Annotated in this window: 26 protein-coding genes; 15 read left to right on the top strand and 11 right to left on the bottom strand. The window is 62.2% G+C overall.

The window, feature by feature from the left end; translation table 11 throughout:
* Nucleotides 1–2: 2 nt before the first annotated feature.
* Both ACT9T4_RS08095 and ACT9T4_RS08100 read right to left on the bottom strand, forming a co-directional pair.
* A complete protein-coding gene (locus ACT9T4_RS08095) occupies nucleotides 3–2,507 on the bottom strand; it encodes an ABC transporter permease (RefSeq protein WP_499116394.1) in 2,505 nt (834 codons plus the stop codon).
* Entirely contained in the window at nucleotides 2,507–3,190 is a 684-nt protein-coding gene (locus ACT9T4_RS08100; RefSeq protein WP_042553778.1) for an ABC transporter ATP-binding protein, read from the bottom strand. Before ACT9T4_RS08100 ends, ACT9T4_RS08095 begins: the two co-directional genes overlap by 1 nt.
* Nucleotides 3,191–3,200: 10 nt before the next feature.
* Here ACT9T4_RS08100 and ACT9T4_RS08105 point away from each other — a divergent pair, with 10 nt between their 5' ends.
* The 3 genes from ACT9T4_RS08105 to ACT9T4_RS08115 are packed head-to-tail and all read left to right on the top strand — an operon-like array spanning nucleotide 3,201 to nucleotide 5,175.
* A complete protein-coding gene (locus ACT9T4_RS08105) occupies nucleotides 3,201–3,818 on the top strand; it encodes an arylesterase (RefSeq protein ID WP_042553777.1) in 618 nt (205 codons plus the stop codon).
* 58 nt (nucleotides 3,819–3,876) lie between these two features.
* On the top strand, nucleotides 3,877–4,158 hold the full coding sequence (locus ACT9T4_RS08110) for a hypothetical protein (protein ID WP_042553776.1): 282 nt from the start codon (nucleotides 3,877–3,879) through the stop codon (nucleotides 4,156–4,158).
* Nucleotides 4,159–4,218: 60 nt separating this feature from the next.
* The gene (locus ACT9T4_RS08115) at nucleotides 4,219–5,175 is read left to right on the top strand and encodes a L,D-transpeptidase family protein (protein WP_179538040.1); all 957 of its coding nucleotides are present in this window, start codon (nucleotides 4,219–4,221) and stop codon (nucleotides 5,173–5,175) included.
* Between the two features lie 122 nt (nucleotides 5,176–5,297).
* Here the strand turns inward: ACT9T4_RS08115 and oprI are convergent, their stop codons facing one another.
* On the bottom strand, nucleotides 5,298–5,549 hold the full coding sequence (gene oprI, locus ACT9T4_RS08120) for an outer membrane lipoprotei OprI (protein ID WP_042553774.1): 252 nt from the start codon (nucleotides 5,547–5,549) through the stop codon (nucleotides 5,298–5,300).
* 361 nt (nucleotides 5,550–5,910) lie between these two features.
* On the opposite strand from oprI, the gene ACT9T4_RS08125 reads away from it, so the two are divergent.
* Complete coding sequence (locus tag ACT9T4_RS08125) at nucleotides 5,911–6,192, top strand: GNAT family N-acetyltransferase (RefSeq protein WP_042553773.1); 282 nt, start codon at nucleotides 5,911–5,913, stop codon at nucleotides 6,190–6,192.
* Nucleotides 6,193–6,253: 61 nt separating this feature from the next.
* On the opposite strand, the gene ACT9T4_RS08130 is transcribed toward ACT9T4_RS08125, so the two are convergent.
* Entirely contained in the window at nucleotides 6,254–7,330 is a 1,077-nt protein-coding gene (locus tag ACT9T4_RS08130; protein WP_179538041.1) for a 3-deoxy-7-phosphoheptulonate synthase, read from the bottom strand.
* A 133-nt stretch (nucleotides 7,331–7,463) separates the two neighbouring features.
* On the bottom strand, nucleotides 7,464–7,880 hold the full coding sequence (locus tag ACT9T4_RS08135) for a PilZ domain-containing protein (RefSeq protein ID WP_179538042.1): 417 nt from the start codon (nucleotides 7,878–7,880) through the stop codon (nucleotides 7,464–7,466).
* Between ACT9T4_RS08135 and ACT9T4_RS08140 the strand changes: the two genes are divergently transcribed.
* The 3 genes from ACT9T4_RS08140 (at nucleotide 7,879) to cysB (ending at nucleotide 9,968) form a co-directional block, all read left to right on the top strand.
* Complete coding sequence (locus ACT9T4_RS08140; protein WP_499116398.1) at nucleotides 7,879–8,265, top strand: thioredoxin family protein; 387 nt, start codon at nucleotides 7,879–7,881, stop codon at nucleotides 8,263–8,265. The two genes, ACT9T4_RS08135 and ACT9T4_RS08140, sit on opposite strands and share 2 nt — an antisense overlap.
* 125 nt (nucleotides 8,266–8,390) lie before the next feature.
* Nucleotides 8,391–8,888 (top strand): universal stress protein, encoded by a 498-nt coding sequence (locus ACT9T4_RS08145; RefSeq protein ID WP_042553769.1) that lies wholly within the window; start codon nucleotides 8,391–8,393, stop codon nucleotides 8,886–8,888.
* 105 nt (nucleotides 8,889–8,993) lie between these two features.
* Complete coding sequence (gene cysB / locus ACT9T4_RS08150) at nucleotides 8,994–9,968, top strand: HTH-type transcriptional regulator CysB (RefSeq protein WP_042553768.1); 975 nt, start codon at nucleotides 8,994–8,996, stop codon at nucleotides 9,966–9,968.
* Between the two features lie 55 nt (nucleotides 9,969–10,023).
* On the opposite strand, the gene ACT9T4_RS08155 is transcribed toward cysB, so the two are convergent.
* A complete protein-coding gene (locus ACT9T4_RS08155) occupies nucleotides 10,024–10,644 on the bottom strand; it encodes a phosphoadenosine phosphosulfate reductase domain-containing protein (protein WP_499116401.1) in 621 nt (206 codons plus the stop codon).
* A gap of 133 nt (nucleotides 10,645–10,777) precedes the next feature.
* On the opposite strand from ACT9T4_RS08155, the gene thrH reads away from it, so the two are divergent.
* Nucleotides 10,778–11,395: a bifunctional phosphoserine phosphatase/homoserine phosphotransferase ThrH gene (gene thrH, locus ACT9T4_RS08160; RefSeq protein WP_499116403.1), complete on the top strand. Its 618-nt coding sequence runs from the start codon at nucleotides 10,778–10,780 to the stop codon at nucleotides 11,393–11,395.
* A gap of 43 nt (nucleotides 11,396–11,438) precedes the next feature.
* Here the strand turns inward: thrH and ACT9T4_RS08165 are convergent, their stop codons facing one another.
* From ACT9T4_RS08165 to rloA, 3 genes are read right to left on the bottom strand one after another with little or no spacing between them, the layout of a single operon-like run.
* Nucleotides 11,439–12,425 carry an alpha-L-glutamate ligase-like protein gene (locus ACT9T4_RS08165; RefSeq protein ID WP_042553765.1) on the bottom strand — a complete coding sequence of 329 codons (987 nt, stop codon included), beginning with the start codon at nucleotides 12,423–12,425 and terminating at the stop codon, nucleotides 11,439–11,441.
* 4 nt (nucleotides 12,426–12,429) lie between these two features.
* Nucleotides 12,430–13,956 (bottom strand): osmotic stress tolerance membrane protein RloB, encoded by a 1,527-nt coding sequence (rloB, locus tag ACT9T4_RS08170; protein WP_042553764.1) that lies wholly within the window; start codon nucleotides 13,954–13,956, stop codon nucleotides 12,430–12,432.
* Nucleotides 13,957–13,960: 4 nt separating this feature from the next.
* A complete protein-coding gene (gene rloA / locus ACT9T4_RS08175; RefSeq protein ID WP_042553763.1) occupies nucleotides 13,961–14,491 on the bottom strand; it encodes a retropepsin-like aspartic peptidase RloA in 531 nt (176 codons plus the stop codon).
* Between the two features lie 308 nt (nucleotides 14,492–14,799).
* Here rloA and ACT9T4_RS08180 point away from each other — a divergent pair, with 308 nt between their 5' ends.
* The 5 genes from ACT9T4_RS08180 to prpF all read left to right on the top strand — a co-directional run bounded on the left by ACT9T4_RS08180 (nucleotide 14,800) and on the right by prpF (nucleotide 21,548).
* Complete coding sequence (locus ACT9T4_RS08180) at nucleotides 14,800–15,507, top strand: GntR family transcriptional regulator (RefSeq protein WP_231570154.1); 708 nt, start codon at nucleotides 14,800–14,802, stop codon at nucleotides 15,505–15,507.
* Nucleotides 15,504–16,388: a methylisocitrate lyase gene (gene prpB, locus ACT9T4_RS08185; RefSeq protein ID WP_042553761.1), complete on the top strand. Its 885-nt coding sequence runs from the start codon at nucleotides 15,504–15,506 to the stop codon at nucleotides 16,386–16,388. The genes ACT9T4_RS08180 and prpB overlap by 4 nt, the downstream gene beginning before the upstream one ends.
* A 71-nt stretch (nucleotides 16,389–16,459) precedes the next feature.
* Nucleotides 16,460–17,620 (top strand): bifunctional 2-methylcitrate synthase/citrate synthase, encoded by a 1,161-nt coding sequence (prpC, locus tag ACT9T4_RS08190; protein WP_499116406.1) that lies wholly within the window; start codon nucleotides 16,460–16,462, stop codon nucleotides 17,618–17,620.
* Between the two features lie 13 nt (nucleotides 17,621–17,633).
* A complete protein-coding gene (gene acnD / locus ACT9T4_RS08195) occupies nucleotides 17,634–20,243 on the top strand; it encodes a Fe/S-dependent 2-methylisocitrate dehydratase AcnD (protein ID WP_499116510.1) in 2,610 nt (869 codons plus the stop codon).
* A 117-nt stretch (nucleotides 20,244–20,360) separates the two neighbouring features.
* The gene (gene prpF, locus ACT9T4_RS08200; protein ID WP_179538046.1) at nucleotides 20,361–21,548 is read left to right on the top strand and encodes a 2-methylaconitate cis-trans isomerase PrpF; all 1,188 of its coding nucleotides are present in this window, start codon (nucleotides 20,361–20,363) and stop codon (nucleotides 21,546–21,548) included.
* Between the two features lie 9 nt (nucleotides 21,549–21,557).
* Here the strand turns inward: prpF and ACT9T4_RS08205 are convergent, their stop codons facing one another.
* Nucleotides 21,558–22,196, bottom strand: a complete 639-nt coding sequence (locus ACT9T4_RS08205) for a LysE family translocator (protein ID WP_179538047.1) — start codon at nucleotides 22,194–22,196, stop codon at nucleotides 21,558–21,560.
* Nucleotides 22,197–22,221: 25 nt separating this feature from the next.
* Complete coding sequence (gene ppsR / locus ACT9T4_RS08210; RefSeq protein ID WP_042553757.1) at nucleotides 22,222–23,040, bottom strand: posphoenolpyruvate synthetase regulatory kinase/phosphorylase PpsR; 819 nt, start codon at nucleotides 23,038–23,040, stop codon at nucleotides 22,222–22,224.
* A 175-nt stretch (nucleotides 23,041–23,215) separates the two neighbouring features.
* Here ppsR and ppsA point away from each other — a divergent pair, with 175 nt between their 5' ends.
* Together ppsA and ACT9T4_RS08220 are read left to right on the top strand one after the other, a co-directional pair.
* Nucleotides 23,216–25,588 carry a phosphoenolpyruvate synthase gene (ppsA, locus tag ACT9T4_RS08215; protein WP_499116409.1) on the top strand — a complete coding sequence of 791 codons (2,373 nt, stop codon included), beginning with the start codon at nucleotides 23,216–23,218 and terminating at the stop codon, nucleotides 25,586–25,588.
* 168 nt (nucleotides 25,589–25,756) lie between these two features.
* The gene (locus tag ACT9T4_RS08220) at nucleotides 25,757–26,761 is read left to right on the top strand and encodes an alpha/beta fold hydrolase (RefSeq protein ID WP_499116410.1); all 1,005 of its coding nucleotides are present in this window, start codon (nucleotides 25,757–25,759) and stop codon (nucleotides 26,759–26,761) included.
* The last annotated feature ends 48 nt before the right edge of the window (nucleotides 26,762–26,809 follow it).

A 26,809-nucleotide genomic window follows, 5' to 3' on the forward strand; every position in this document is an offset into this window, starting at 1 on the left:
TATCAACCCTCGCGCAGAACGGTGAGAGGGCTGGCATCGAGCGAGCGCCGCGTGCCGAGAACGCCTGCGGTGGCGACCAGCAGCGCGCCGATCAGCGGCAGCAACAGCAGCCACGGATGCGGTTGCCAGGCCATCTGGAAGGCGTAGCGGTAGAGCAGGAAGCTGACCAGTTCACAACCCAGGGCCGCCAGCAGGCCGCTGGTTGCACCGAGCAGGCCGAACTCGGCGCGGCGTGCCTGGATCAGCAGCTTGCGCTCCGCACCCAGAGCGCGTAACAGGGCGCCCTGGTGAATGCGTTCATCCAGCGTCGATTGCAGCCCGGCGAACAGCACGGCCAGGCCAGCCGCCAGGACGAACAGCAGGACGAACTCGATGGCGATGGTGACCTGGGCGAGGATGCTGCGCAGTTGATTGAGCAGCGCCTCTACCTGCAGCAGGGTGACCGACGGGAATGCGCGCGACAGCTCGACCAGTTGCCGCTCCTGCTGTGGCGGGAGGTAGAAGCTGGTCAGATAGGTAACTGGCAGATCCTGCAGGGTGCCTGGCTCGAAGATCATGAAGAAGTTGGGTTGGAAGTTGTTCCAGTCGACTTCACGCAGGCTGGTCACCAGCGCATCGCGGTTGACGCCACCCACGGTGAACGTCAGCCGGTCGCCCAGCTTGATCTGCAGGCTTTCCGCCAACTCGTCTTCCACCGATACGCCGGGCAGTTCCTGGCTCTTGTCGCCTGTCCACCACTGGCCCGCGGTGAGGGTATTGCCCTCCGGCAGGTCGGCGCCCCAGGTCAGGCTAAGGTCGCGGCGTACCGCGCGCTCGCCACGGGAGTCCTTGCTGACGTACTGACGAACCGGATCGCCGTTGACCATCACCAATCGGCCCGGCACCACCGGGTAGAGCGGCGCGGGGTGGGGGGACAGCTGCTGCAGGCGTGCGGCGAACGCGTCCCGCTCGGCAGGCAGTACATTCAGTGCGAAATGGTTGGGGGCATCGGCAGGCAATTGGTCCTGCCAGGTGTCCAGCAGTTCGCCGCGCAGCAGAGCGATCAGAGCCATGGCCAGCAGGATCAGGCCGAAGGCCAGGGATTGCCCCGCGGCAGCCAGAGGCCTGCGCAGCAGTTGGCCGAGCCCCAGGCGCCACGGCAGCGAGGCGCGAGCCAAGAGGCGGCGCAGGCTCTGCAAGCCGAGCAGCAACAGACCGCCGAGCAGTAGCGCAGTGACCAGGCCGCCGCCGAGCAGTGCCAGGGTCAATGGCAAATCCAGACTCAGGCGCCACATGATCAGCCCGAGGGCGAGCAGGGCGGTGCCGTACACCAGCCAGGAGCTGGCCGGCACCGGCAGCATGTCGCGACGCAGCACGCGCAGTGGCGGCACACGGCCGAGAGCGGCCAAAGGCGGCAGGGCGAAACCGGCCAGTGCCACCAGGCCCGTGGCGATGCCGGCCAGCGCCGGCCACAAGCCGCCGGGTGGAATCTGTGTCGGCAGCAAACCCTGCAGCAGTTGGAACAGCAACTGTTGGGCGAGCCAGCCGAGCAGGGCACCGCTGAGGCTGGCGACCAGGCCGAGAATCGCCAGTTGCAGACTGAACAGGCCAAGTGCCTGGCGACGTGACAAGCCCAGGCAGCGCAGCAAGGCGCTGGCGTCGAAGCGACGGCTGGCGAAGCGCGCAGCGGACAACGCCACGGCGACCCCGGCCAGCAGAACGGCGGCCAGGCTGGCCAGATTCAGATAGCGTTCGGCGCGATCGAGGGCACTGCCGACGCTGCGGCTGCCATCGCGGGCGTCATCGAAGCGCTGGTGGGCGGCCAGGTCTGGTTCGAGGGCCTGGCGGTAGCTGGCCAGGGCGTCGCTCGAGCCATTCCATTGTTCGATGTAGCGGACTCGACTGCCTGGTTGCACCACGCGGGTGGCGGGCAGGTCGTCCAGGTGCATCAGCACATGGGGCGTCAGGCTGTAGAAGTCGCCGGCTTCATCCGGCAGGTAGGTCAGGACGCGGGTCAGGCGCAGTGTCTTGGCGCCGACTTCGATGTCGTCCCCGGTTTTCAGATTCAGGGCAGCCAGCAGGCGCGCCTCGGCCCAGACCTCACCCGGGCGTGGACCCTGGCTCACAGCCTCCTCGGCGTAGGGCTCGGCAGCGCTCTTCAGTTCGCCGCGCAACGGGTAGCCATTGCCGGCAGCTTTGACGCTGGCCAGCTGGATGCCTTCGTCGCTGGCGATCACGCTGGAGAACTCGACCACCTGGGCGTGTTGCAGACCCCGTGACGTGCCTGCGTCGATCTGCTCGGCAGATGCCGGCGCGCTGCCGCGCAGAATCAGGTCGGCACCGAGGAACTCGGTCGCACGCAAGCTCATGCCTTCATTCAGGCGAGCGCCGAAATAGCCGATGGCGGTACTCGACGCGACGGCGATCAGCAAGGCGAAGAACAGCACGCGCAACTCGCCGGCACGTGCATCGCGCAGCAGTTGCCGGCCTGCGAGCGACAGCAGGCTGAAGAAGGACAGGGATTTCATCAGGCGTTCACCGGTGCCACGAGGTGGCCACCCTCCAGACGGATCAGGCGCTGGCAGCGGGCCGCCAGGCGTTCATCGTGGGTGACCAGTACCAGGGTGGCGCCACGCTCCTGATTGAGCTCGAACAGCAGGTCGCTGATCCGCTCGCCGGTGTGGCTGTCCAGGTTGCCGGTGGGCTCATCGGCGAACAGCACATCCGGATCGGCAGCAAAGGCGCGGGCGATGGCGACCCGCTGCTGTTCACCACCAGATAGCTGGCGCGGAGTATGGGTCAGACGTGCGCCCAGGCCGACCCGCTCGAGCAGTTGCGTGGCGCGCTGGCGGGCATCGCTTCGACCTTCGAGCTCCAGCGGCAGCATGACGTTCTCCAGCGCATTGAGGCTGTCGAGCAACTGAAAGGACTGGAACACGAAGCCGACGTGCTCGGCACGCACACGGGCGCGCTCATCCTCGCCCAGGCTGCCCAGATCGTTATCGGCCAGCAGGATGCGCCCGCTGCTTGGCAGGTCGAGCCCGGCCAGCAGGCCAAGCAGGGTGGATTTGCCAGATCCCGAGCTACCGACGATGGCCAGACTGCCACCTTTTTCCAATTCCAGTGAAAGGTCGTGCAGGATGGTCAACTCGCCTTCCGCGCTGGAAACCACTTTGTTAAGGTTCCGCGCAGACAGAATGCTTGAGCTCATGAGGAATCCGATGCGTGCGATATGGAAGGGGACCGTTCTCGGCCTGCTGCTGTTGGGACAGATTGCGGTACAGATGGCGCAGGCGGGGACCGTACTGGTCGTCGGCGATAGTATCAGTGCGGCTTTTGGCATGGATACCCGCCAGGGCTGGGTTCATCTGCTCGATGAGCGCCTGCAGAGCGAGGGTTTCGAGCATCGACTGGTGAATGCCTCGATCAGCGGCGACACCAGTGCTGGCGGTGCCGCGCGGCTGCCGGCGCTGCTTGCAGAGCACAAGCCGGATCTGGTTGTGGTGGAGCTGGGGGGCAATGATGGCTTGCGCGGGCTGCCTCCAAGCCAATTGCAACAGAATCTTGCGTCGATGATCGATGCGTCCCGCGAGGCTGGCGCCAAGGTACTGTTGCTGGGGATGCGCATTCCGCCCAACTACGGGGAGCGCTATACCAGCGCTTTTGCCAAGGTGTACGACGACCTGGCGGCAGAGAAGGATGTGCCACTGGTGCCATTTCTTCTCGAGGGGGTGGGTGGTGTCGACACGCTGATGCAGGACGATGGCGTGCATCCCGCCGTGGAGGCGCAGCCGATGCTGCTGGAGAATGTTTGGCCCACCCTGAAACCGTTGCTCTGACGGGCTTTTCCACTGGCGGAGTTTCGGCTAATGTGGCGCCCCCGCCCTGGAGCCCCCAATGCTGCGACCCGTCTGGTCTCTGTACGCCTATCAACTGATCGAGCCTGACGAACAGCTCGATCTGTTCGCCTGCCGTGAGGTTCGGGTGCACCTGGTCGCTCGGCAGTTGGAGCTCGGTGGCTATGCCGACCGCACGCTATGTGGCGGCCTGCTGCCTGCGCAGCCGCTGTGGCGCGATCTGCAGCGGGAGATGTTGCAGGATCGGCGGCTGTGTCCGGCGTGCCGGGCGACGCTCGAGGCGCAACGGCGCGGAGATCGCCCGGCCTGGCCGGGGCGCTGAGCCGGGCAGCGGTATACACTTCACGCCTCACCATCATTTCCAACCTCAAGGGTTTCCTGCATGTCGCCGCGCGTTTCAGCTCTCGCTCGCTGTCTGTCGTTGAGTGCTTTCTGTCTGGCAGGTTCTGCTGTCGCGATGGAATTGCCGCTGCCGCCGCCTGGCGAGGATGTGGTGGGCGAGATTCAGGTGATCAAGGCGCGCTACGAAGACACCTTCGCCGATATCGGTACCGCCAATGATCTGGGTTATCTGGAAATGGTCGCCGCCAACCCCGGTGTCGATGCCTGGTTGCCGGGCGAGGGCACGGATATCGTGCTGCCGACGCGTTTCATCCTGCCGCCGGGGCCGCGTGAAGGCATCGTCATCAACCTCGCCGAGTACCGTCTTTACTATTTTCCGAAAGGCCAGAACGTCGTCTACACCTACCCGCTGGGAATCGGCCGTGAGGGCTGGAGCTCGCCGGTTACCGACGCGCGCATCACTGCGAAAACACCGAACCCCGGCTGGTACCCACCGCAATCGATCCGCGATGAACACGCCGCTGACGGTGATCCATTGCCCAGTTACGTGCCGCCAGGTCCGGACAATCCGCTGGGGCCCTACAAAATGTCGCTTTCGGTGCCGGGTTACCTGATCCATGGTTCGAACAAGAAATTCGGTATCGGCATGCGAGTCAGCCATGGCTGTTTCCGCATGCTCAACAACAACGTGCTAGAACTGGCTGGCAAGGTGCCGGTTGGCACGCCGGTGCGCATCATCGACGAGCCCTACAAGTTTGGCGTGAGCAACGGCAAGGTCTATCTCGAAGCCCATGCGCCGCTGGAGGCGGAAGAGGGCGCTGTGCTCGGTGACCAGCATGCGGCGGTGGTCAATGCGCTGATCAAGCGCAGTGATCTGAACGCGCAGAATCTGGATTGGGCTGTGGTGCGTGACGTGGTGGCTGCACAGGATGGGTTGCCGATCGAGATTGCCGCGCCGCGTGATGGCGTCATTCAGGCGCAGTCACCGGCTCTCTGAGGTGGTCAGCCATCGAGCGACCGTTGTTGTTCAGCGGCTGCTCCAGAGGCGCCAGTACGGCGAGTGCTGCAGCAACGAAAAAACCGGCCATTGGGCCGGTTTTTTCGTTAGCCCTGGGGCTATTACTTGCGGCTGGCTTTTTCCAGCATACGCAGAGCGCGCTCGTTGGCTTCGTCAGCAGTTTGCTGAGCCTTCTGAGCAGCGGCCAGCGCTTCGTCAGCCTTGCGGTAGGCTTCGTCGGCACGGGCTTGCGAGCGAGCTGCTGCGTCTTCGGTTGCAGTCAGGCGGGCTTCGGTTTCTTTGGTAACGCTGCTGCAACCGGTAGCCAGAACTGCGGCCAGAGCCAGAGCAGAGAATTTCAGAACGTTGTTCATCGTGTTCCCCTTGGGGTAAGTTTTTTGCTTGTTGAAGCCACATCCCGAACCCGGAAAATGACCGGCGTACATACTACCTGTAACTTTTAGTAAGTAAACGGACGACGAGCAAGGGTTCCGGTTTTTTTTACGCCTGCCGCGCTTGCCGGCAATTAACGGAGTTCGCGGCATTGCTCGCTTGTTCAACGAATGTGCAAGGTGAACGATGGACGAATCACTCTGATCGATTTGCCAGGTGCGGCCAGCACGGATTTCGCCTTGCCCTTTATCATCTAGAATGGCTTTATATCCTATTGTTACCGGATGTGCGCAGGCCACAATGGCCGGATGTCGATGTCCGACCCAATCGAGAGGAGTAGTAATGAGCGAGCCACTGTCCATTCACCATGACCTTGCCGGTCACCAGTTCGAGACCACAGTGGATGGTGATCGCGCTTACCTCTCGTACATGGACCTGGGTAAACAGACGCTGGATATCTATCGGACTTTCGTTCCCAACTCGCTGCGTGGGCGCGGCATCGCGGCAGCCCTCACCAAAACGGCCCTCGACTATGCCGAGCGCATGGGCTACACGGTGATTCCGTCCTGCTCCTACGTGGAGCGTTACATGGCACGCCTCGAAGGCTCCACCGAACAGCGCTGAACGCAGGCACTGCGAACGAAAACGCCGGGCATCTGCCCGGCGTTTTCATTGCTGCGGCTGGTTAGCCGCGCTTGCGCTTGGGCAGTACGTCCTTGAGTTTGACGTGCATGCTGCGCAGGGTCTTCTCGGTACTTTCCCAATCGATGCAGGCGTCGGTAATCGAAACACCGTACTTGAGCTGCTGCAGGTCTTTGGGGATCGACTGGCTGCCCCAGCCCAGATGGCTTTCGACCATCAGACCGACGATCGACTGGTTGCCTTCGAGGATCTGATTGGCGACGTTGTCCATCACCAGAGGCTGCAGGGCCGGGTCCTTGTTGGAGTTGGCGTGGCTGCAGTCGACCATGATGTTCGGCTGGATGCCGGCCTTGTTCAGTTCCTGTTCGCAGATGGCCACGCTGACCGAATCATAGTTCGGCTTGCCGTTGCCACCGCGCAGCACCACGTGACCGTAGGCGTTGCCCTTGGTGGTGACGATCGAGACGCCGCCCTGCTGGTTGATGCCCAGGAAGCGGTGGGGGCTGGAAACCGATTGCAGGGCGTTGATGGCGACGGTCAGGCCGCCGTCGGTGCCGTTCTTGAAGCCGACGGCCGACGACAGGCCCGAAGCCATTTCGCGGTGTGTCTGGGATTCGGTGGTGCGCGCGCCAATGGCGGACCAGCTGATCAGATCCTGCAGGTACTGCGGCGAGATCGGGTCCAGCGCTTCGGTGGCGGTGGGCAGGCCCATTTCCGCGAGGTCGAGCAGCAGTTTGCGACCGATATGCAGGCCATCCTGGATCTTGAACGAGTCGTCGAGGTACGGATCGTTGATCAGGCCCTTCCAGCCGACGGTGGTGCGTGGCTTCTCGAAGTAGACGCGCATCACCAGATACAGGGTGTCGGAAACCTCTTCGGCCAGAACCTTCAGGCGCTCGGCGTATTCATGAGCCGCCTTGATGTCGTGGATGGAGCAGGGGCCGACGACCACGAACAGGCGGTGATCCTTGCCGTCGAGGATGTCGCGCACTACCTGGCGGCCGGCGGAAACCGTGCGTTGAGCGCTCTCGGTCAGCGGAATCTCGAGCTTGATCTGCTCGGGGGTGATCAGGGTTTCGTTGGAGGCGACGTTAAGGTCGTTAATCGGTAAATCAGCCATCGTGCTTTTCATCAATTGCGTCATCGGGTCACGGGAGCCGGCCGCCAGCGATCCCCGTGCAGCGGGCACAGCATTATGGGCACAGCGGGGAAGCCGAACCTTAGCGCGTTAGCGCCCGGCTAGACAATGAAATTTAGGACGCAGGAGCGCTAAAACTGGCAGCGTGCTGCTCCCGCCATTCCTTGGCGATGAGCTCCAGCGGGAGTGCCTGACCGACCTGCTGCTCGCGGTGCCTGCGGTATTGTTCGATACGACACACCTGTTCGACCATGTAGGCGCGCAGCCCGGTGTCGTGGCCACTGAAGGCGACGCCGACCAGATAGGCATCGGACTGTTTGCTGCACCAGGCGACGAGGCCGGGGTAGGATGCCTGCTCACCCAACAGCGGGATGTGCAGCTCCACCGCGGTTCCTTGCGATAGAGGACGGGTCGAGTGGCAGGCCGCGCCACCGAGGCCGATATTGTCGAGGCGTTGCCACGGGTTGGGGGCTTGCCTGCGTAATCGCAATTCCACCGGCAGATCACTGTTATGACGAAGAAAGCGACGCATGAAAGACCACTCTGGCTGCCAGCAAATGGATAGTGCCCGTACCAGTATAGCCACTGAATTGGAACTGTCGGATTTTGATGCCGATCAGCGATTACTGAGCCTGCCGGGGATTTCACTGGTGATCTTCACCAGTCCCGGGTGTGCCGCCTGCCGTTATGCGCGTGAGCGGCTGCCGTTGTTTTCCATGCCTGTCGATCGACTGGCGTGGATCGATGCGGGTGACAACAACGGTCTGGTTCAACGCTATGACGTGTTCCATCTGCCAGCCATGTTTCTGGTTCGTGATGGGGGCTTCCAAGGCCCGCTGCACAGCCGGCTCGCCGCTGTCGAGCTGCACCATGCCATAGACGAGGCGCTTGGCCGCGAGCCCCAGGAACTGCCCTGATTTACGGCCTCCATCCGAGCGATAGCCCCTAGTCATTAATACTAAACGACTGCCCGCCACCCACTTGTGAAAGCTGCTGCTAAGCTCAAGCGAGGCGCCGCCGTGTCGGCAGTCGGGGAGGCCCCATGATTCGCTCGATTCTCTATGCAACCGATCTCGGCCTTTATGCACCTTATGTCTTGCAGCACGCGCTGGCCATGGCCCGCAGCTTCAAGGCGCGCCTCTACGTGGTGCACGTGGTCGAGCCGATGGGGCTGTTTGCCGAGTCGGTCCTGCAAACCTATGTGGACGAGGCGCGTCTCAAGGAATTGCGCAGCACCGGGCTGGATACGGTGATGAACAGCATCGAGCTGCGCGTGCTCGAGGGCTTTCGCGATGAGCTGGGCGACAACCGTGATGACCTCGACCTGATCGGCTCCGTGCGAGTGCTGCGGGGCGATCCACCGATCTCCATTCTCGAGGAGGCGCAGAAACTCGGTGTGGATCTGCTGGTCGTAGGCAGTCACAGCCATGGCGCAGCGCTGGAGGTACCGATGGGCAGGACGGCGTCGAGATTGCTGCAATTGTCCGATGTGCCGGTGTATCTGGTGCCCATGTTGCAACACCGCTCTCGTTACGAATGATCGCCGCGCGAACCGAATAAAAAATCTATATTTACTGTCTCAACCATTAATATGGTTATATATCGAGCCGACGATCAGGCTGCCTATCCGCTTTGAGGGATTTATATGAAGCTTCAGCAATTGCGCTACATCTGGGAAGTCGCGCACCATGACCTCAACGTCTCGGCCACGGCGCAGAGCCTCTATACCTCGCAGCCGGGTATCAGCAAGCAGATTCGTCTGCTCGAGGACGAGTTGGGCGTGGAAGTCTTCGCCCGCAGCGGCAAGCACCTGACGCGCGTGACCCCAGCGGGTGAGCGGATCATCACCACGGCCGGTGAGATCCTGCGCAAGGTCGAGAGCATCAAGCAGATCGCCCAGGAGTTCTCCAACGAGAAGAAGGGCACGCTGTCCATCGCGACCACTCACACCCAGGCACGTTATGCGCTGCCGCCGGTGATCAGCAGTTTCATCAAGCAGTACCCGGAAGTCGCCCTGCACATGCATCAGGGCACGCCGACGCAGATTTCCGAGATGGCCGCCGACGGCACCGTCGATTTCGCCATCGCCACCGAAGGTCTCGAACTGTTCAACGATCTGGTGATGATGCCTTGTTATCGCTGGAATCGCTGCGTGATCGTGCCTCAGGGGCATCCATTGGCGAAGTTGCCCAAGCTGACCCTGGAGGCACTGGCCGAGCACGAGATCGTTACCTACACCTTCGGTTTCACCGGTCGTTCCAAGCTCGACGAAGCATTCAGTCATCGCGGCCTCACCCCCAAGGTGGTGTTCACCGCGGCCGACGCCGACGTGATCAAGACTTATGTACGCCTTGGCCTCGGTGTCGGCATCGTGGCCAAGATGGCCGTCGATTCGACCCTCGACCCGGACCTCGTGGTGCTCGATGCCAGTGAACTGTTCGAGTCCAGCGTGACCAAGATCGGCTTCCGTCGTGGCACCTTCCTGCGTGGCTTCATGTGCGACTTCATCGAGAAGTTCGCCCCGCACCTGACCCGAGACGTTCTGGCCAAGGCCGTGCAGTGCCACAACAAGGTCGAGCTCGAAGAGCTGTTCAAGGGCGTGGAACTGCCGCTGCACTGATCGCTGTGGCAAACGAAAATGGCGCCCGTGGGCGCCATTTTCTTGCGTGCCGAGATCAGTGGCTCAGGTGCAGGCCGCACTCACGGTTGTCTTCGCCCTTGGTGGGGTCGAAGTAGTCGAAGTTGTTCGGCAGACCGTGGGCGGTAAGGTACTGATACAGGTCCTTGGACGACCAGTGCAGCAGCGGCGCGACCTTGATCAGGCCATCCGGGTTGATGCTGACCGGCTGCATCTGTGCGCGCACGGCCGTGTCGGTGGCGCGCAGCGCCGTGAACCAGACGCTCGGTGCGGTTTCGCGCAGCGCACGGGCGAAGGGCTCCAGCTTGACCTCTTCGGTGAACGCCGCATGGCGCGGGCCATCCAGTGCCGGTGTCGGGCCGTCGATGGCTTCGCGGTGAGCGCGGCTGCGCTTGGGCAGGTAGGTGATCAGGTTGAGGCCGAGCTGGCGGGTCACTTCGTCAGCGAACCTGTAGGTGGCGTCGGTGTTGTAGCCGCTGTCCATCCACACGATCGGGATGTCGGCCTTGGCCTGGCTGACCATGTGCAGGATGACGGCCTCGAACGGGCGGAAGTTGGTGGTGCAGATCGCTGGTTTACCCAGGCCGATCGCCCACTCGATCAGCTTTTCCGGCTGATTGGCGAATTCGGCGTTGAGTCTGTCCAGGTCGAGATCCATTGCGGGCTCCAGAGCATGTGGATGAGAGTGGCGATGGTAGCAAATCTGCGTGCTGGGCGGCGGCCGTATCGTCAAGGTGCCTTGGCTTCTGTAAAGTTGCCGGCAACTTTCAAGCCCAACGTAGGAGTGTGCCGTGGAAATCGCTTGCCTCGATCTGGAAGGGGTACTGGTCCCCGAGATCTGGATCGCCTTCGCCGAGAAGACTGGAATCGAATCCCTCAAGGCGACCACCCGGGACATTCCCGACTACGATGTCTTGATGAAGCAGCGCCTGCGTATCCTCGACGAGCATGGTCTGAAACTCTCGGATATCCAGGAAGTGATCGCCACGCTCGAGCCGCTGGAGGGCGCCGTCGAATTCGTCGACTGGCTGCGCGAGCGTTTCCAGGTGGTGATCCTTTCGGACACCTTCTATGAGTTCTCTCAGCCGCTGATGCGTCAATTGGGCTTTCCGACCCTGCTGTGCCATCGCCTGATCACCGACGAGACCGACCGTGTCGTGGACTACCAACTGCGACAGAAGGATCCCAAGCGTCAATCGGTATTGGCCTTCAAGAGCCTCTACTACCGTGTGATCGCAGCCGGCGACTCCTACAATGACACCACCATGCTCAGCGAGGCCCATGCCGGCATCCTGTTACATGCGCCGGAAAACGTGATCCGTGAATTTCCGCAGTTCCCGGCCGTGCACACATACGCGGACCTGAAGAACGAGTTCCTCAAGGCGTCCAATCGTCAGCTGAGTCTGTAACAGGATTGCCTGCTGCCGACGGGCGTCGGCAGCAGGGCAGGGCTCAGATTTCAGCCACTGGAACGTGGCCGAACAGTTCCTGAGAGAAGCGCGTGCGCTCTTCGGCGTTTTCCTGGATGCCCTTGGCGGCCAGTTCTTCCAGGCGAGCCTCCACCGCATGGGCGCGATGGGTCAGGCCGCAATCGTTGGCGATCTGGATGTTCAGGCCGGGGCGGGCGTTGAGCTCGAGAATCAGCGGGCCCTTGTCCTGGTCCAGCACCATGTCCACGCCAATGTAGCCCAGGCCGCACAGCTCGTAGCAGCCGGCGGCGAGTTTCATGAAGCCATCCCAGTTCGGCAACTGCACGCCGTCCACCGCGTTGGTGGTGTCCGGGTGCTTGGTGATCTTGTTGTTCAGCCAGGTGCCGCGCAGGGTCACGCCGGTTGCCAGATCCACGCCGACGCCGATGGCGCCTTGGTGGAGGTTGGCCTTGCCGCCCGACTGGCGGGTCGGCAGGCGCAGCATGGCCATCACCGGATAGCCCATCAGCACGATGATGCGGATATCCGGCACGCCTTCGTAGCTGATGCTCTTGAAGATGGCGTCCGGGGTCACCCGGTATTCGATCAGGGCACGATCGCGGTGTCCGCCGAGGGAGTAGAGCCCCGAGAGGATGCTGGAGATCTGCTGCTCGATTTCGGAGTGGCTGACGATCTTGCCCGACACCGTCTTGAAGCGATCCTCGAAGCGGTCGGCGATCACCAGAATGCCGTCTCCGCCGGCACCCTGGGCCGGCTTGACGACGAAATCGCTGCGCTCGCCGATGATCTTGTCGAGGTTGTCGATTTCCTTCTCGGTGGAGATCACCCCGTACATTTCCGGCACGTGAATGCCGGCCTGAATCGCCCGCTCCTTGGTGATGATCTTGTCGTCGACGATGGGGTACAGGTGCCGTTTGTTGTACTTCAGCACGTAGTCAGCATTGCGTCGGTTGATGCCCATGATGCCTTTGGCTTCAAGGGCCTTCCAGGTTTTCCAGAGACCTAGCATTGGCTCAATCCTTCAGGAAGGCTTTGAAGCGGAACAGTTCGGTCAGGCGGTAGCCGCGGTAGCGACCCATCGCCAGCATGAAGCCCACCAGAATCAGCAGAATTGCCGGGAAGGTGAAGACGAAGTAGACCAGTTCCGGCACGCTCATCAGCAGGTGCGCGATGGTGGCGGCGAACAGGGTGCCGATGGCGACCTTGAAGGCATGGCCACCGCCACGTTCCTCCCAGGTGATCGACAGACGCTCGATGGTCATGGTCAGGATCACCATCGGGAACAGCGCCACGGACAGGCCGCGTTCCAGGCCGAGCTTGTGACTGAACAGGCTGATGGTGGCGATCAGCACGACCACGAAGGTCAATACCACCGACAGGCGTGGCAGCATCTGCAGCTTCAGGTGCTCCAGATAGGAGCGCAGCGAGAGGCCGAGAGCGGTGATTACCGTGAACAGGAAGATGCCGAAGCCCAGCTGGGTCTCACGGAAGGCCAGGGCGATCAGCACCGGGGTGAAGGTACCCAGGGTCTGCAGGCCGCCGAGGTTGCGCAGGATCAGGATGACCAGCACGCCGATGGGGATCATCACCATGATCATGAAGGTCTGCTGGGTCTGCAGCGGCAGGCCGTACAGCGAATACTCCAGGAAGTCGGCGTCGGTGTTCTCGTCGGTCAGCTGAGCGAGGCGGATGGCGTTCATCTCGCTGTTGTTGAGGGTGAAGGTGGTAGTTGCCTGACGGCCGCCGTCGAGGGTGACCAGCGGCTCGTCACCCGTCCACCAGACCAGGCGATCGCTCGGCAGGCCTTGCTCCCCGGTTTCCGGGTTGAAGTACAGCCAGCGGTCGCCGTTGAAGCTGCGCAGCCAAAGCTCCGGGCTCTGCTGAATGTCGGCTGCCAGGCGAATGGTGTGTACGCGCTCCATCGGTACGTGGGCGATGGACAGCAGCAGTTCGACGGCCTGGGCCTTCTTGGTCGTCGAGGCATCGCCGCCGAGCAGCAGCTTGGCGTTGTCGTCATTGGTGTTGTTGACGCGCTTGATGGTCTCGCTGATGAAGGTCTCGACGTCGGCCGAGTGCTGGCGAATCGGCGCCAGCAGCGCTTCTGCCGCGATCTTCTCGGGACCTTCTACCGGAATGCTGTCACGGAAGATCGGCCCTTTGGCCTTGGCCTGCTCGCCGCTGTAGCGCTTGGTCAGTACAAGGCGGTAATAAAGAGTCTGCTTGCCGCTGGCACGGCGCGCCGACCAGGTCACCTTGCGGTTGCTGTCGGCACGGTTGACGCTCACGCCATAGTTGTTGGAGATGAAGCTCTCGTTGAGGCTGACGTAATCCTGATTCAGGGGCGGCACGAACATCTGCAGCTTGATCGGGTCACGACCATTGGCCTGGAATTCGACGCGGGTGTCGATGTTCCACAGGTCATCGGTCTCGTCGCTGCTGACCGGAATGCCAAGCACGAATATCTGATAGGCCGTAATCGCGATCCCCAGGCTCACCAGGATGGTGATGAGGACTTTCAGGTGCAGGGTGAGAGAGCGCATGGGATTACTCGCCGGATTTTGCGGTGGTACAGGCAGGTTTCCCTGCTGCGTATTTCAAACTTGGGTCGATCAGGGCGTCGAAGCGTTTGAGCGCATCGGAGCCGATCAGTAGCGGGTATTGAAAGGCGCTACGATCGGTAAGGTTCACCTCGATCTGGCGCCTGACCCCGCCCATGCAGACGTCCAGCTCGACGACCGGGCGCGCGGTGTAGGTCTTCTCGTCATCCGAATCGACATCGCCGGCTCGCCGCTTGATCTTGCTGATGCGCGCCAATGGACGTTCGATCGGGTGCGCATGGGCATCGTCGATGGCCAGATAGAACCGCACCCAGCGCTCGCCGTCACGCTTGAAGCGTTCGATGTCACGAGCGCTGAGCGAAGCGGTCTGGGCGCCGGTATCGAGCTTGGCGGCCACCTCCACGTCGATGTCGAGGCTGACGTATTCGTTCAGGCCGTAGATGGTCTTGTCCGCTGCCACGGCGAAGCCGGGCAGGAGCAATAGGCAGAAAAGCAGGGGAAGGGGCTTGAGTCTCATAAATCCTGTCGGGTGGATCGCGATCGGTAGAGCGAATCTCGGGCAGGGCCGCCGTTCGCTGGCTTGGAGTCTAGCAGGCGCCCTGAGACACCCCGTCCAGGCATGGATGGCGCGCATTCTAACATGGGGTTTTTCCGTGGTGACAGACGGTTTTCCGCCTTTCTATGTCTGCCTGTTATTGGTCGCGCTTATGGCAGTGCTGGGCCTATTGTCGACAATGCTATTTTTGGTTTGTGTGTTCATGGCTTTTTATCTATCGTTGCTGAACGAAATTCTATCGATGTGTCGACAATATGCAGGAGTCAAGTGTGTTTGCCCTGACCGCCGAGCAGGATGCGGAGACTCGCTCCGAACAGGTATTTCGCCGTATCCAGGCGGCCATCGTGAAAGGCGAGATCGCCCCCGGCAGCAAAATCTCCGAACCCGAACTGGCGCGCACCTACGGGATCAGTCGGGGCCCGCTGCGCGAGGCGATTCATCGCCTTGAGGGGCAGCGCCTGCTGGTGCGTATTCCTCACGTTGGCGCGCGAGTGGTATCGCTCGACCGTGACGAGCTGATCGAGCTCTACGAAATCCGTGAATCGCTCGAGGGCATGGCCTGTCGCCTAGCTGCCGAGCGCATGAGCGAAGCCGAGATCGACGATCTGCGCCGCGTGCTGGATACCCACGAGCGCGATGAGGCCTTCCAGGCTGGCGTGGGCTACTACCAGCAGGAAGGGGATTTCGACTTCCATTATCGGATCATCCACGGCAGCGGCAACCGTACCCTGGTGAAGATGCTCTGCGGCGAGCTCTATCAACTGGTGCGCATGTACCGCATCCAGTTTTCCGCCACGCCCAACCGCCCACCCCAGGCGTTCGCCGAACACCACCGTATTCTCGATGCCATCGCCGATCGTGACGGCGAACTGGCAGAGCTGCTGATGCGTCGTCACATCGGTGCATCCAGACGCAATATCGAGCGTCACTATCAAGGCGCCCATCCTTCCACCGTGAAATCCCGAGGAACGTCATGAGTCAGAGCACGCCAGGCCGGCGCTTTCGCGATGCGATCGCTAGTGAACAGCCGCTGCAAGTCGTCGGTGCCATCAATGCCAACCATGCACTGCTGGCCAAGCGCGCCGGTTTCAAGGCCATCTATCTTTCCGGTGGTGGGGTCGCGGCCGGGTCGCTGGGGCTGCCGGATCTGGGTATCAACACCCTGGACGACGTATTGATCGATGTGCGTCGTATCACCGACGTGTGCGATTTGCCGCTGCTGGTCGATATCGACACGGGCTTCGGCCCGTCAGCTTTCAACATCGAGCGCACCATCAAGAGCCTGATCAAGGCCGGTGCTGCCGCTGCGCACATCGAGGATCAGGTGGGTGCCAAGCGTTGTGGCCATCGCCCCGGCAAGGAAATCGTCTCGCTCGAGGAAATGGTCGACCGCGTGAAGGCCGCCGCAGATGCCAAAACCGACCCGAATTTCTTTCTGATCGCCCGTACCGACGCCATTCAGGCCGAAGGGGTGGAGGCCGCCATAGAGCGCTGCCAGCGTTACGTCGAAGCGGGCGCCGACGGCATCTTCGCCGAAGCGGCTTATGACCTGCCGACATACCAGCGCTTTGTCGATGCCCTGAAGGTGCCGGTACTGGCCAACATCACCGAGTTCGGTGCCACGCCATTGTTCACCCGGGACGAGCTCGCTTCGGCAGGCGTGGCCATCCAGCTCTATCCGCTGTCTGCCTTCCGCGCAGCCAACAAGGCCGCTGAAACGGTTTATTCCGCCATTCGCCAGGATGGCCATCAGCAGGCTGTCATCGAGCTGATGCAAACCCGTGCTGAACTGTACGAGCGCATTGGCTACCACGCCTTCGAGCAGAAGCTGGATGCGTTATTCGCTGCAAAGAAGTGATTATCCGGCAGGGCCGCACGGCGCCCCGCTCATAACAATAAATAGTCCCCAGTGGCTGAGAGGAGATACCGATGACTGCTACCGATAATGCCGTCCCCGGCTTCAAACCGAAGAAGTCCGTTGCCCTCAGCGGTACGGCTGCCGGCAATACCGCGCTGTGCACCGTCGGCCGTACCGGCAATGACCTGCACTACCGTGGCTATGACATCCTCGATGTCGCCACCACCTGCGAGTTCGAGGAAATCGCCCATTTGCTGGTGCACGGCAAGCTGCCGACGGCTGCCGAGTTGGCTGGCTACAAGGCGAAACTCAAGGCGTTGCGTGGTCTGCCAGCCGCGCTGAAAACTGCGCTGGAGCAGTTGCCGCCTTCTGCCCATCCGATGGATGTGATGCGCACGGGCGTATCGGTCCTGGGCTGCCTGATGCCGGAGAAGGACGACCATAATCACCCTGGTGCCCGCGACATTGCCGACAAGCTGATGGCTTCGCTCGGCTCGATGCTGCTCTATTGGTACCACTTCAGCCACAACGGCAAGCGTATCGAGGTCGAGACCGACGACGATTCCATCGGTGGCCACTTCCTCCATCTGTTGCACGGTGAGGCGCCCGGCGAGTCCTGGGTGCGCGCCATGCACACCTCGCTGATCCTGTATGCCGAGCACGAATTCAACGCCTCGACCTTCACCTCCCGGGTGATCGCCGGTACCGGCTCGGACATGTTCTCCGCCATCGCGGGCGGTATTGGCGCCTTGCGTGGGCCGAAACACGGCGGCGCCAACGAGGTGGCCTTCGAGATCCAGAAACGCTATGACACGCCGGACGAAGCCGAGGCCGATATCCGTGCGCGGGTCGAGAAAAAGGAAGTGGTGATCGGCTTCGGCCACCCGGTCTACACCGTGAGTGACCCGCGCAACAAGGTGATCAAGGAGGTCGCCCGCGAGCTGTCGGCCGAGCAGGGCAACAGCAAGATGTTCGATATTGCCGAGCGTCTGGAAACCATCATGTGGGACATCAAGAAGATGTTCCCCAACCTCGACTGGTTCAGTGCCGTCAGCTACCACACCATGGGCGTGCCCACTGCCATGTTCACGCCGCTGTTCGTCATTGCCCGCACGTCGGGCTGGGCCAGTCATGTCATCGAGCAACGCATCGACGGCAAGATCATCCGCCCGAGCGCCAACTACACAGGCCCCGAAGACCTGACGTTCGTGCCGCTCAAGGATCGCCAATAACATGACCACGACCGTGAATACCCAGTATCGCAAGGCACTGGCGGGCACTGCGCTGGATTACTTCGATGCCCGCGAGGCGATCGATGCGATCCGGCCTGGTGCCTACGCCAAGCTGCCCTATACCTCCCGCGTGCTGGCAGAACAGCTGGTGCGCCGCTGCGAGCCGGGCCTGCTCACCGACGCACTCAAGCAGCTGATCGAGCGCAAGCGCGATCTGGATTTTCCGTGGTACCCGGCGCGCGTGGTCTGCCATGACATTCTCGGCCAGACCGCACTGGTCGACCTGGCCGGCTTGCGCGATGCCATCGCGCAAAGGGGCGGTGACCCCGCCAAGGTCAACCCGGTGGTGCCGACCCAGCTGATCGTCGACCATTCCCTGGCCGTCGAGGCGGCAGGCTTCGACCCCGATGCCTTCGAGAAGAACCGCGCCATCGAGGATCGTCGCAACAAGGATCGCTTCCATTTCATCGAGTGGACCAAGACGGCGTTCAAGAACGTCGATGTGATCCCGGCTGGCAACGGCATCATGCATCAGATCAACCTGGAGAAAATGAGCCCGGTGATCCAGGCGCGTGGTGGATTGGCGTTCCCTGACACCTGTGTCGGCACCGACTCGCATACCCCGCACGTCGACGCACTGGGCGTGATCGCCATCGGTGTCGGCGGCCTGGAAGCGGAGACCGTGATGCTCGGTCATCCGTCGATGATGCGCCTGCCCGATATCGTCGGTGTCGAGCTCACGGGCAAGCGTCGACCTGGCATCACCGCCACGGACATCGTCCTGGCCATTACCGAGTTCCTGCGCAAGGAACGCGTGGTGGGCGCCTGGGTGGAGTTCTTTGGCGACGGGGCGGATAGCCTGTCCATCGGCGACCGGGCGACCATCTCCAACATGTGCCCGGAATATGGCGCCACGGCAGCGATGTTCTACATCGATCAACAGACCATCGAGTACCTCACGCTCACCGGTCGCGAGCCCGAGCAGGTGGCGTTGGTGGAGCATTACGCGAAGACCCTTGGGCTCTGGAGCAGCGCGCTGAAAACCGCCGAGTACGAGCGCGTGCTGACATTCGACCTGAGTAGCGTGGTGCGCAACATGGCCGGCCCGAGCAACCCGCACAAACGCTTGCCAACCTCGGCATTGCAGGAGCGGGGTATCGCTGACGGTGCCAAGCTGGCGTCAGCCAGAGCCGAGGAAGCCGGCGGGCAATTGCCCGATGGTGCGGTGATCATCGCTGCCATCACCAGTTGCACCAATACCTCGAACCCACGAAACGTGATCGCCGCTGGCCTTGTGGCGAAAAAGGCCAATGCTCTGGGCCTGGTTCGCAAGCCATGGGTGAAGACGTCATTCGCGCCTGGCTCCAAGGTCGCCCGGCTGTACCTGGAAGAGGCGGGGTTGCTGACCGAGCTGGAGCAGCTCGGTTTTGGCATCGTCGCTTACGCCTGCACCACCTGTAACGGTATGTCTGGCGCGCTGGAGCCGAACATCCAGCAGGAAATCATCGCGCGTGATCTGTATGCCACGGCCGTGCTGTCGGGCAACCGTAACTTCGATGGGCGTATCCACCCCTACGCCAAGCAGGCTTTTCTGGCTTCGCCGCCGCTGGTGGTGGCATACGCCATCGCCGGCACCGTGCGCTTCGATATCGAGCAGGATGTGCTGGGCTACGATCAGGTTGGCAGCCCGATCACGCTCAAGGATCTGTGGCCGAGCGACGAAGAAATCGACGCCATCGTCGCCACTGCGGTGAAGCCGGAGCAGTTCAAGCAGGTCTACATTCCGATGTTCGATCTGGGCACCGTGCAGGAAGCCGAAAGTCCGCTTTACGAATGGCGCCCGACGTCCACCTACATCCGTCGGCCACCCTACTGGGAAGGCGCTCTGGCGGGGGAACGTACCCTCAAGGGCATGCGTCCGCTGGCGATCCTGCCGGACAACATCACCACCGATCATCTGTCGCCCTCGAATGCCATCCTGGCCGATTCGGCCGCTGGCGAGTACCTGACGAAAATGGGCTTGCCAGAGGAGGACTTCAATTCCTATGCCACCCACCGCGGCGACCATCTGACCGCGCAGCGTGCGACCTTCGCCAATCCGCAACTGGTCAACGAGATGGCCGTTGTCGATGGCCAGGTGAAAAAGGGCTCGCTGGCTCGCGTCGAGCCGCAAGGTACGGTAATGCGCATGTGGGAAGCGATCGAAACCTACATGAACCGCAAGCAGAACCTGATCATCGTTGCCGGCGCCGACTATGGCCAGGGCTCTTCCCGAGACTGGGCGGCCAAGGGCGTGCGCCTGGCGGGCGTGGAAGTGATCGTCGCCGAAGGTTTCGAGCGCATCCACCGTACAAACCTGGTGGGCATGGGCGTGCTGCCAGTGGAGTTCAAGCCGGGCACCACGCGCCTGACCCTCGACCTGGATGGCACCGAAACCTATGACATCGAAGGCGAGCCCTCGCCAGGCTGCGATCTGACACTGATCATCCGTCGCGGCGAGGCTGGCGTGGTCAGGGTTCCGGTGACCTGTCGCCTGGACACGGCCGCCGAGGTGAAGGTCTACAACGCCGGGGGCGTGTTGCAGCGTTTTGCCAAGGATTTCCTCGAAGGCGCCGTGGCTTGATCCCCTGGGTGGAGCGGGCGCTTGGCTGGCGCCTTTCCATCCTGCTTCAGGCTTCCAGAGTCGATCTTCGAAGGGGTATCCGCCCGACGTTCTTTCATTGTTCAGCCAGGACGAATCATGGCTTATCAACAGCAAATCAAAATCCCCGCTACTTACATGCGTGGCGGCACCAGCAAGGGCGTGTTCTTCCGTCTGGACGATCTTCCCGAGCGCTGCCAGGTGCCGGGTCAGGCTCGCGACAAGCTGTTCATGCGCGTCATCGGCAGCCCCGATCCGTATTGCGCGCATATCGATGGGATGGGCGGTGCCACCTCCAGTACCAGCAAATGCGTGATTCTGGCCAAGAGCAGCCGGCCTGACCACGACGTGGATTACCTCTACGGTCAGGTGTCCATCGACAAGGCCTTCGTCGACTGGAGTGGCAACTGCGGCAACCTCTCCACCGCTGCGGGCGCATTCGCCTTGCATGCCGGGCTCATCGACCCGGTGCGCATTCCGCAAAACGGCACCTGCGAGGTGCGCATCTGGCAGGCCAATATCCACAAGACCATCATTGCCCACGTTCCAGTCAGCGACGGCCAGGTTCAGGAAACCGGCGACTTCGAGCTCGACGGGGTGACCTTTCCGGCCGCGGAGATCGTGCTCGAGTTTCTCGAGCCGTCAGACGACGGCGAGGAGGGGGGCTCGATGTTCCCGACCGGCAATCTGGTCGATGACCTTGAAGTGCCCGGTGTCGGCACCTTCAAGGCCACCATGATCAGTGCCGGCATTCCCACGGTATTCGTCAACGCCGAGGACATCGGCTACCTGGGCACCGAGTTGCGCGAAGCCATCAATGGCGACCCGGCGCAGCTCGCGCGCTTCGAGAAGATCCGCGTGGCAGGCGCCCTGCGCATGGGCCTGATCAAGACCGCTGAAGAGGCGGCGACCCGGCAGCACACGCCGAAAATCGCTTTCGTCAGCCCACCGAAATCGTACACGTCATCGAGTGGCAGGACGGTCGACGCCGCGGAGGTGGACCTGCTCGTGCGAGCGCTGTCCATGGGCAAACTGCACCATGCGATGATGGGCACGGCTGCGGTCGCCATCGGCACGGCGGCAGCCATTCCCGGCACATTGGTGAATCTGGCGGCGGGTGGTGGCGAGCGCAGTGCGGTGCGTTTCGGTCATCCGTCCGGCACGCTGCGGGTTGGCGCCGAGGCCCGCCAAGATGGCGAGCATTGGCAGGTGACCAAGGCCATCATGAGCCGCAGCGCGCGGGTATTGATGGAGGGCTGGGTGCGCGTACCAGGCGACGCTTTCTAGTGGGCCGGCTCAGTGTTGTGTCGTGCCGATCAGCAGCCCGCCTGCACCCATGAAGAACGCACCGGTAGTGCGGTTGAGGCGCTGCGCGCCCCGGCTGGTGCGGATGAAACGACGAATTTGCCGGCCGAACAGGGCGTAGACCAGCGACGCGGCATACTCGGCAAGCAGGTAGGTTGCGCCCAGGTAGACGAACTGCTCGATGGCGGGCTGGCCCGGCTTGATGAACTGCGGGAACACCGCAGCGAACAGCAGGATGGCCTTGGGGTTGCTGATACCGATCAGGAACTCCTGCAGCATCAAACGGCCAATTCGCCGCTGCGGCTGCACGGCAGGCACCGCGCCGTCCAGCTCCAGGCCATTGAACTCTCGGCTGCGCCAGGCGCTTATGCCCAGGTAGAGCAGGTACAGCGCGCCCACCCATTTGATCGCCGTGAACGCGGTTTCCGAGGCCAGCAGCATGGCCCCCAGACCGATGGCGGAAATGCTCAGGAAGATGGCGAAGGCCACCACGCGGCCGGTGGTGGCCAGCACGGCCGTACCGATGCCGTGGCGAATGCCGTTGTTCATCGCGCAAAAGTTGTTCGGCCCTGGCGTCAGTGCGATCAGCATGGCGACAGGGGCGAAGAGCACGGCATCGAGCAGGGTCATGGGGCACGTCCAGGGAGGGTGCGGGTTACTTGAAGCGCCGTTCGACGCCTTTTTCCACCAGGATCTTGGCGGAGATTTCTTCCACCGAGAAGTGCGTGGAGTCGATGAAGTTGATCGATTCGCGACGGAACAGGCTTTCCACCTCGCGCACCTCGAACTCGCACTGAGCATAGCTGGAGTAACGGCTGTTGGGCTTGCGTTCGTTACGAATGGCGGCCAGGCGATCGGCATCGATGGTCAGACCGAACAGCTTTTCACGGTACTTCTTCAGCGAAGCCGGTAACTGCAGGCGTTCCATGTCGTCTTCGGTCAGCGGGTAGTTGGCGGCACGGATGCCATACTGCATGGCCATGTACAGGCAGGTCGGGGTCTTTCCGCAGCGCGATACGCCGACCAGAATCAGATCTGCCTTGTCATAGTAGTGCGTGCGCGCGCCATCATCGTTGTCGAGGGCGAAGTTGACCGCCTCGATGCGCTCCATGTAGTTGGCGTTGTGAATGATCGAGTGCGACTTGCCCACCGAGTAGGAGGAGTGCGAGTTCAGCTCCTGCTCCAGGGGTGACAGGAAGGTCGAGAAGATATCGATCATGAAGCCGCGCGACTCGGCCAGAATGTCGTGGATCTGCTGATTGACGATGGTGGCGAAGATGATCGGGTTGGCGCCGTCCTTGTCGGCGGCGTTATTGATTTGTTGTACCATCGCACGCGCTTTTTCCACGCTGTCGACGTACGGCCGTGTGAGCTTGGTGAAGCCGATGGTCTCGAACTGGGCCAGCAGGCTCTGCCCCAGCGCTTCTGCGGTGATACCGGTGCCGTCGGAGATGAAGTACGCGGTTCGATTCATTGCGACAATGGCCTTAAGCTGAGAGCGAATCTTGGCTATGATGGGCCAGTTTTGCGGCCCCCGATGGGCTTGCATTGTTACTTATTTTCCAGGGCCAGGCCATTGTCCACACGGCGCGAGCCGGCGGCTTTTCCAGCCCCATGAGCTTTTCCAACACTGAAGTGGAGAGATCACCTTGGCAGAGTACGTAGTTTCCCTCGATAAGCTCGGCAATCATGATGTCGAGCACGTAGGGGGCAAGAACGCCTCCCTCGGCGAGATGATCAGCAACCTGGCGGGGGCCGGCGTCTCGGTTCCCGGTGGTTTCGCCACTACGGCACAGGCCTATCGCGACTTCCTCGAGCAGAGTGGACTCAACGCGCAGATTCACGAAGCGCTGGACGCTCTGGACGTCGAGGACGTCAACGCCCTGGCCAAGACCGGTGCGCAGATCCGTCAGTGGGTGATGGACGCCGAGTTCCCCTGCGAGCTCAACGAGCAGATCCGCACCGCCTTCGCCGCCATGGCGGGTGGCAATGACAACATGGCCGTCGCCGTGCGCTCTTCGGCGACCGCCGAAGACCTGCCCGATGCGTCCTTTGCCGGCCAGCAGGAAACCTTCCTGAATATTCGCGGCGTGGAAAACGTCATCCGTGCTGCCAAGGAAGTCTTCGCTTCGCTGTTCAACGACCGCGCAATCGCCTACCGCGTGCATCAGGGCTTCGATCACAAGCTGGTCGCACTGTCTGCCGGCGTGCAACGCATGGTGCGCTCGGAAACCGGTACCGCCGGGGTGATGTTCACCCTCGACACCGAATCGGGCTTTCGCGACGTGGTCTTCATCACCGGTGCATACGGCCTCGGTGAGACCGTCGTGCAGGGCGCGGTCAACCCCGACGAGTTCTACGTGCACAAGCACACCCTCGAAGCGGGTCGCCCGGCGATTCTGCGCCGCAACCTGGGCAGCAAGGCGATCAAGATGATCTACGGCGACGAGGCCAAGGCCGGCAAGTCGGTCAAGGTCGTCGACGTCGACCGCGCCGAACGCGCACGCTTCTGCCTGAGCGATGCCGAGGTCACCGAGTTGGCCAAGCAGGCGGTGATCATCGAGAAACACTACGGCCGCCCGATGGACATCGAGTGGGCCAAGGACGGTGACGACGGCAAGCTGTACATCGTCCAGGCGCGCCCCGAGACCGTGAAGAGCCGCGCCAACGTCACCGTGATGGAACGCTACCTGCTCAAGGAGACCGGCACCGTGCTGGTCGAGGGTCGCGCCATCGGCCAGAAGATCGGTGCCGGCAAGGTGCGGGTCATCAACGACGTGTCGGAAATGGACAAGGTTCAGCCTGGCGACGTGCTGGTTTCCGACATGACCGATCCGGACTGGGAGCCGGTGATGAAGCGCGCCAGCGCCATCGTCACCAACCGTGGCGGACGCACCTGCCATGCGGCGATCATCGCCCGTGAGCTGGGCATTCCGGCCGTGGTCGGTTGCGGCAACGCCACCCATGTGCTGCGTGATGGCCAGGGCGTGACCGTTTCCTGTGCCGAGGGTGATACCGGTTTTATCTTCGAAGGCGAGCTGGGCTTCGACATTCGCAAGAACTCCGTCGACGCCATGCCCGAACTGCCGTTCAAGATCATGATGAACGTCGGCAACCCGGATCGCGCCTTCGACTTCGCCCAGTTGCCCAACGCGGGCATCGGCCTGGCGCGTCTGGAGTTCATCATCAACCGCATGATCGGCGTGCACCCCAAGGCGCTGCTGAACATGGATGGCCTGCCGCCGGAAATCAGGGAAAGCGTCGAAAAGCGCATCGCTGGCTATGACGACCCGGTGAATTTCTACGTCGAGAAACTGGTCGAGGGCATCAGCACCCTGGCCGCTGCGTTCTGGCCGAAGAAAGTCATCGTGCGCCTGTCCGACTTCAAGTCCAACGAATACGCCAACCTGATCGGCGGCAAGCTGTACGAACCGGAAGAAGAGAACCCGATGCTCGGTTTCCGCGGTGCCTCGCGCTACATCAGCGAGTCGTTCCGCGACTGCTTCGAGCTGGAATGCCGGGCGTTGAAGAAGGTTCGCAACGAGATGGGCCTGACCAACGTCGAGATCATGGTGCCTTTCGTGCGTACCCTGGGCGAAGCCAAGCAGGTGGTCGATCTGCTGGCCGAAAATGGTCTGGCACGTGGTCAGGATGGCCTCAAGGTCATCATGATGTGCGAGCTGCCGTCCAACGCCATTCTGGCTGAAGAGTTCCTCGAGTACTTCGACGGCTTCTCCATCGGCTCCAACGACCTGACGCAGCTGACCCTGGGCCTGGATCGCGATTCCGGTATCGTCGCTCACCTGTTCGACGAGCGTAACCCGGCGGTCAAGAAGCTGCTGGCCAATGCCATCGCCGCGTGCAACAAGGCGGGCAAGTACATCGGTATCTGCGGCCAGGGGCCTTCGGACCATCCGGATCTGGCCAAGTGGCTGATGGAGCAGGGCATCGAGAGCGTTTCCCTGAACCCGGATTCGGTGCTGGAAACCTGGTTCTTCCTCGCTGAAGGCCAGCCTGGCTGACCGACACGCACTCAACGGTGACCCGAGGGCAGGTTCTACCTGCCCTTTTTTGTGACCCGCATTCCCGCTGGCCGGCTTTTCTAAGGCGCCAGCTGTTTACCGACATTTGTGGCCTGCCGGCGGGCGATTTCTCGCCATCGGCAGCGTGGCTGTACCAGAGCGAAGAAGATGCAGAGCAGTAGTGAGTTGTTTCCCGTTGCGCTGATCAGTGCCGATCTGCGTGGCGACCTGAGTGAAGATGTCTACCGCCTCAAGCCAGGTAACAGCCCGGATTTCAGCGTTGAACTGGTGTTGACCCGACTGGCCGTGGCAGGGCAGGAGGGGGGGCGTGGCGAGCCGGTGATCCTGCTGCACGGCAGCTTTTCCAATCGGCGCTTCTGGTATTCACCCAAATGCATCGGCCTGGCACCGTATCTGGCTCGCGCCGGGTTCGATGTGTGGATCGCGGAAATGCGTGGCCATGGCCTTTCACCGCGCAACCTCGCCTATCGCTACAACTGCGTGGCCGACTATGCGCGTTACGACCTGCCGGCAATAGCCGCCTTCGTTGCTGAAAAGAATCCGCGTCCTGCGCACTGGCTCGGCCATTCGCAGGGCGGCCTGACCCTCGCCGCAGCGTTGGGCGGCGGCTATCTGCAACAGGGCGGGATCGCCAGCGTCGGCCTGTTCGGTACCGAGATCAGCCGCCGCTATTGGCCGCTGAAGGTGCCGCCGCTCGGATGGCTGGCGCGTTTGCTGCTCAAGCGTTTTGCGCTGCTGTCGGGCTCGCGGCTCAAGCGCGGGCCCGAAGACGAGCCCATCGGCATCGCACTGGAGATCCTCCGCTGGCATCGCTTGTTCGGCCGATTCGGTGATGCCGAGCGCGATTGGTGGGCCGGTTTGCATGAGGTGCAGGTGCCGTTGCTGGCAGTGGCGGGCGAGGGTGACCTCAAGTGTCCACCTGCGGCGTGCCGGGCGCTTTTCGAGCAATTCGCCTCGCGGGATCGGCAGTTCATCCATCTGAGCCGTGCTCAGGGCTTTCAACAGGATTACGACCACGTGCAGATGCTGGTCAGCAAGCCGGCGCAGGACGAAGTCTGGCCGCTGGTTCGCCGTTGGCTCGAGGGGGAGCGGCAGGCGCCGCTCGCCACCGCGCCGGAGGAAAGCGCCGCGGCCATTCCTGCCACTCCGTGATCCGGCTAAGATGGCCTCGTCAATCGCTGCGACGTCTTCACCATGTCC

The organism is Pseudomonas sp. SZ40 (genome assembly GCF_052958135.1).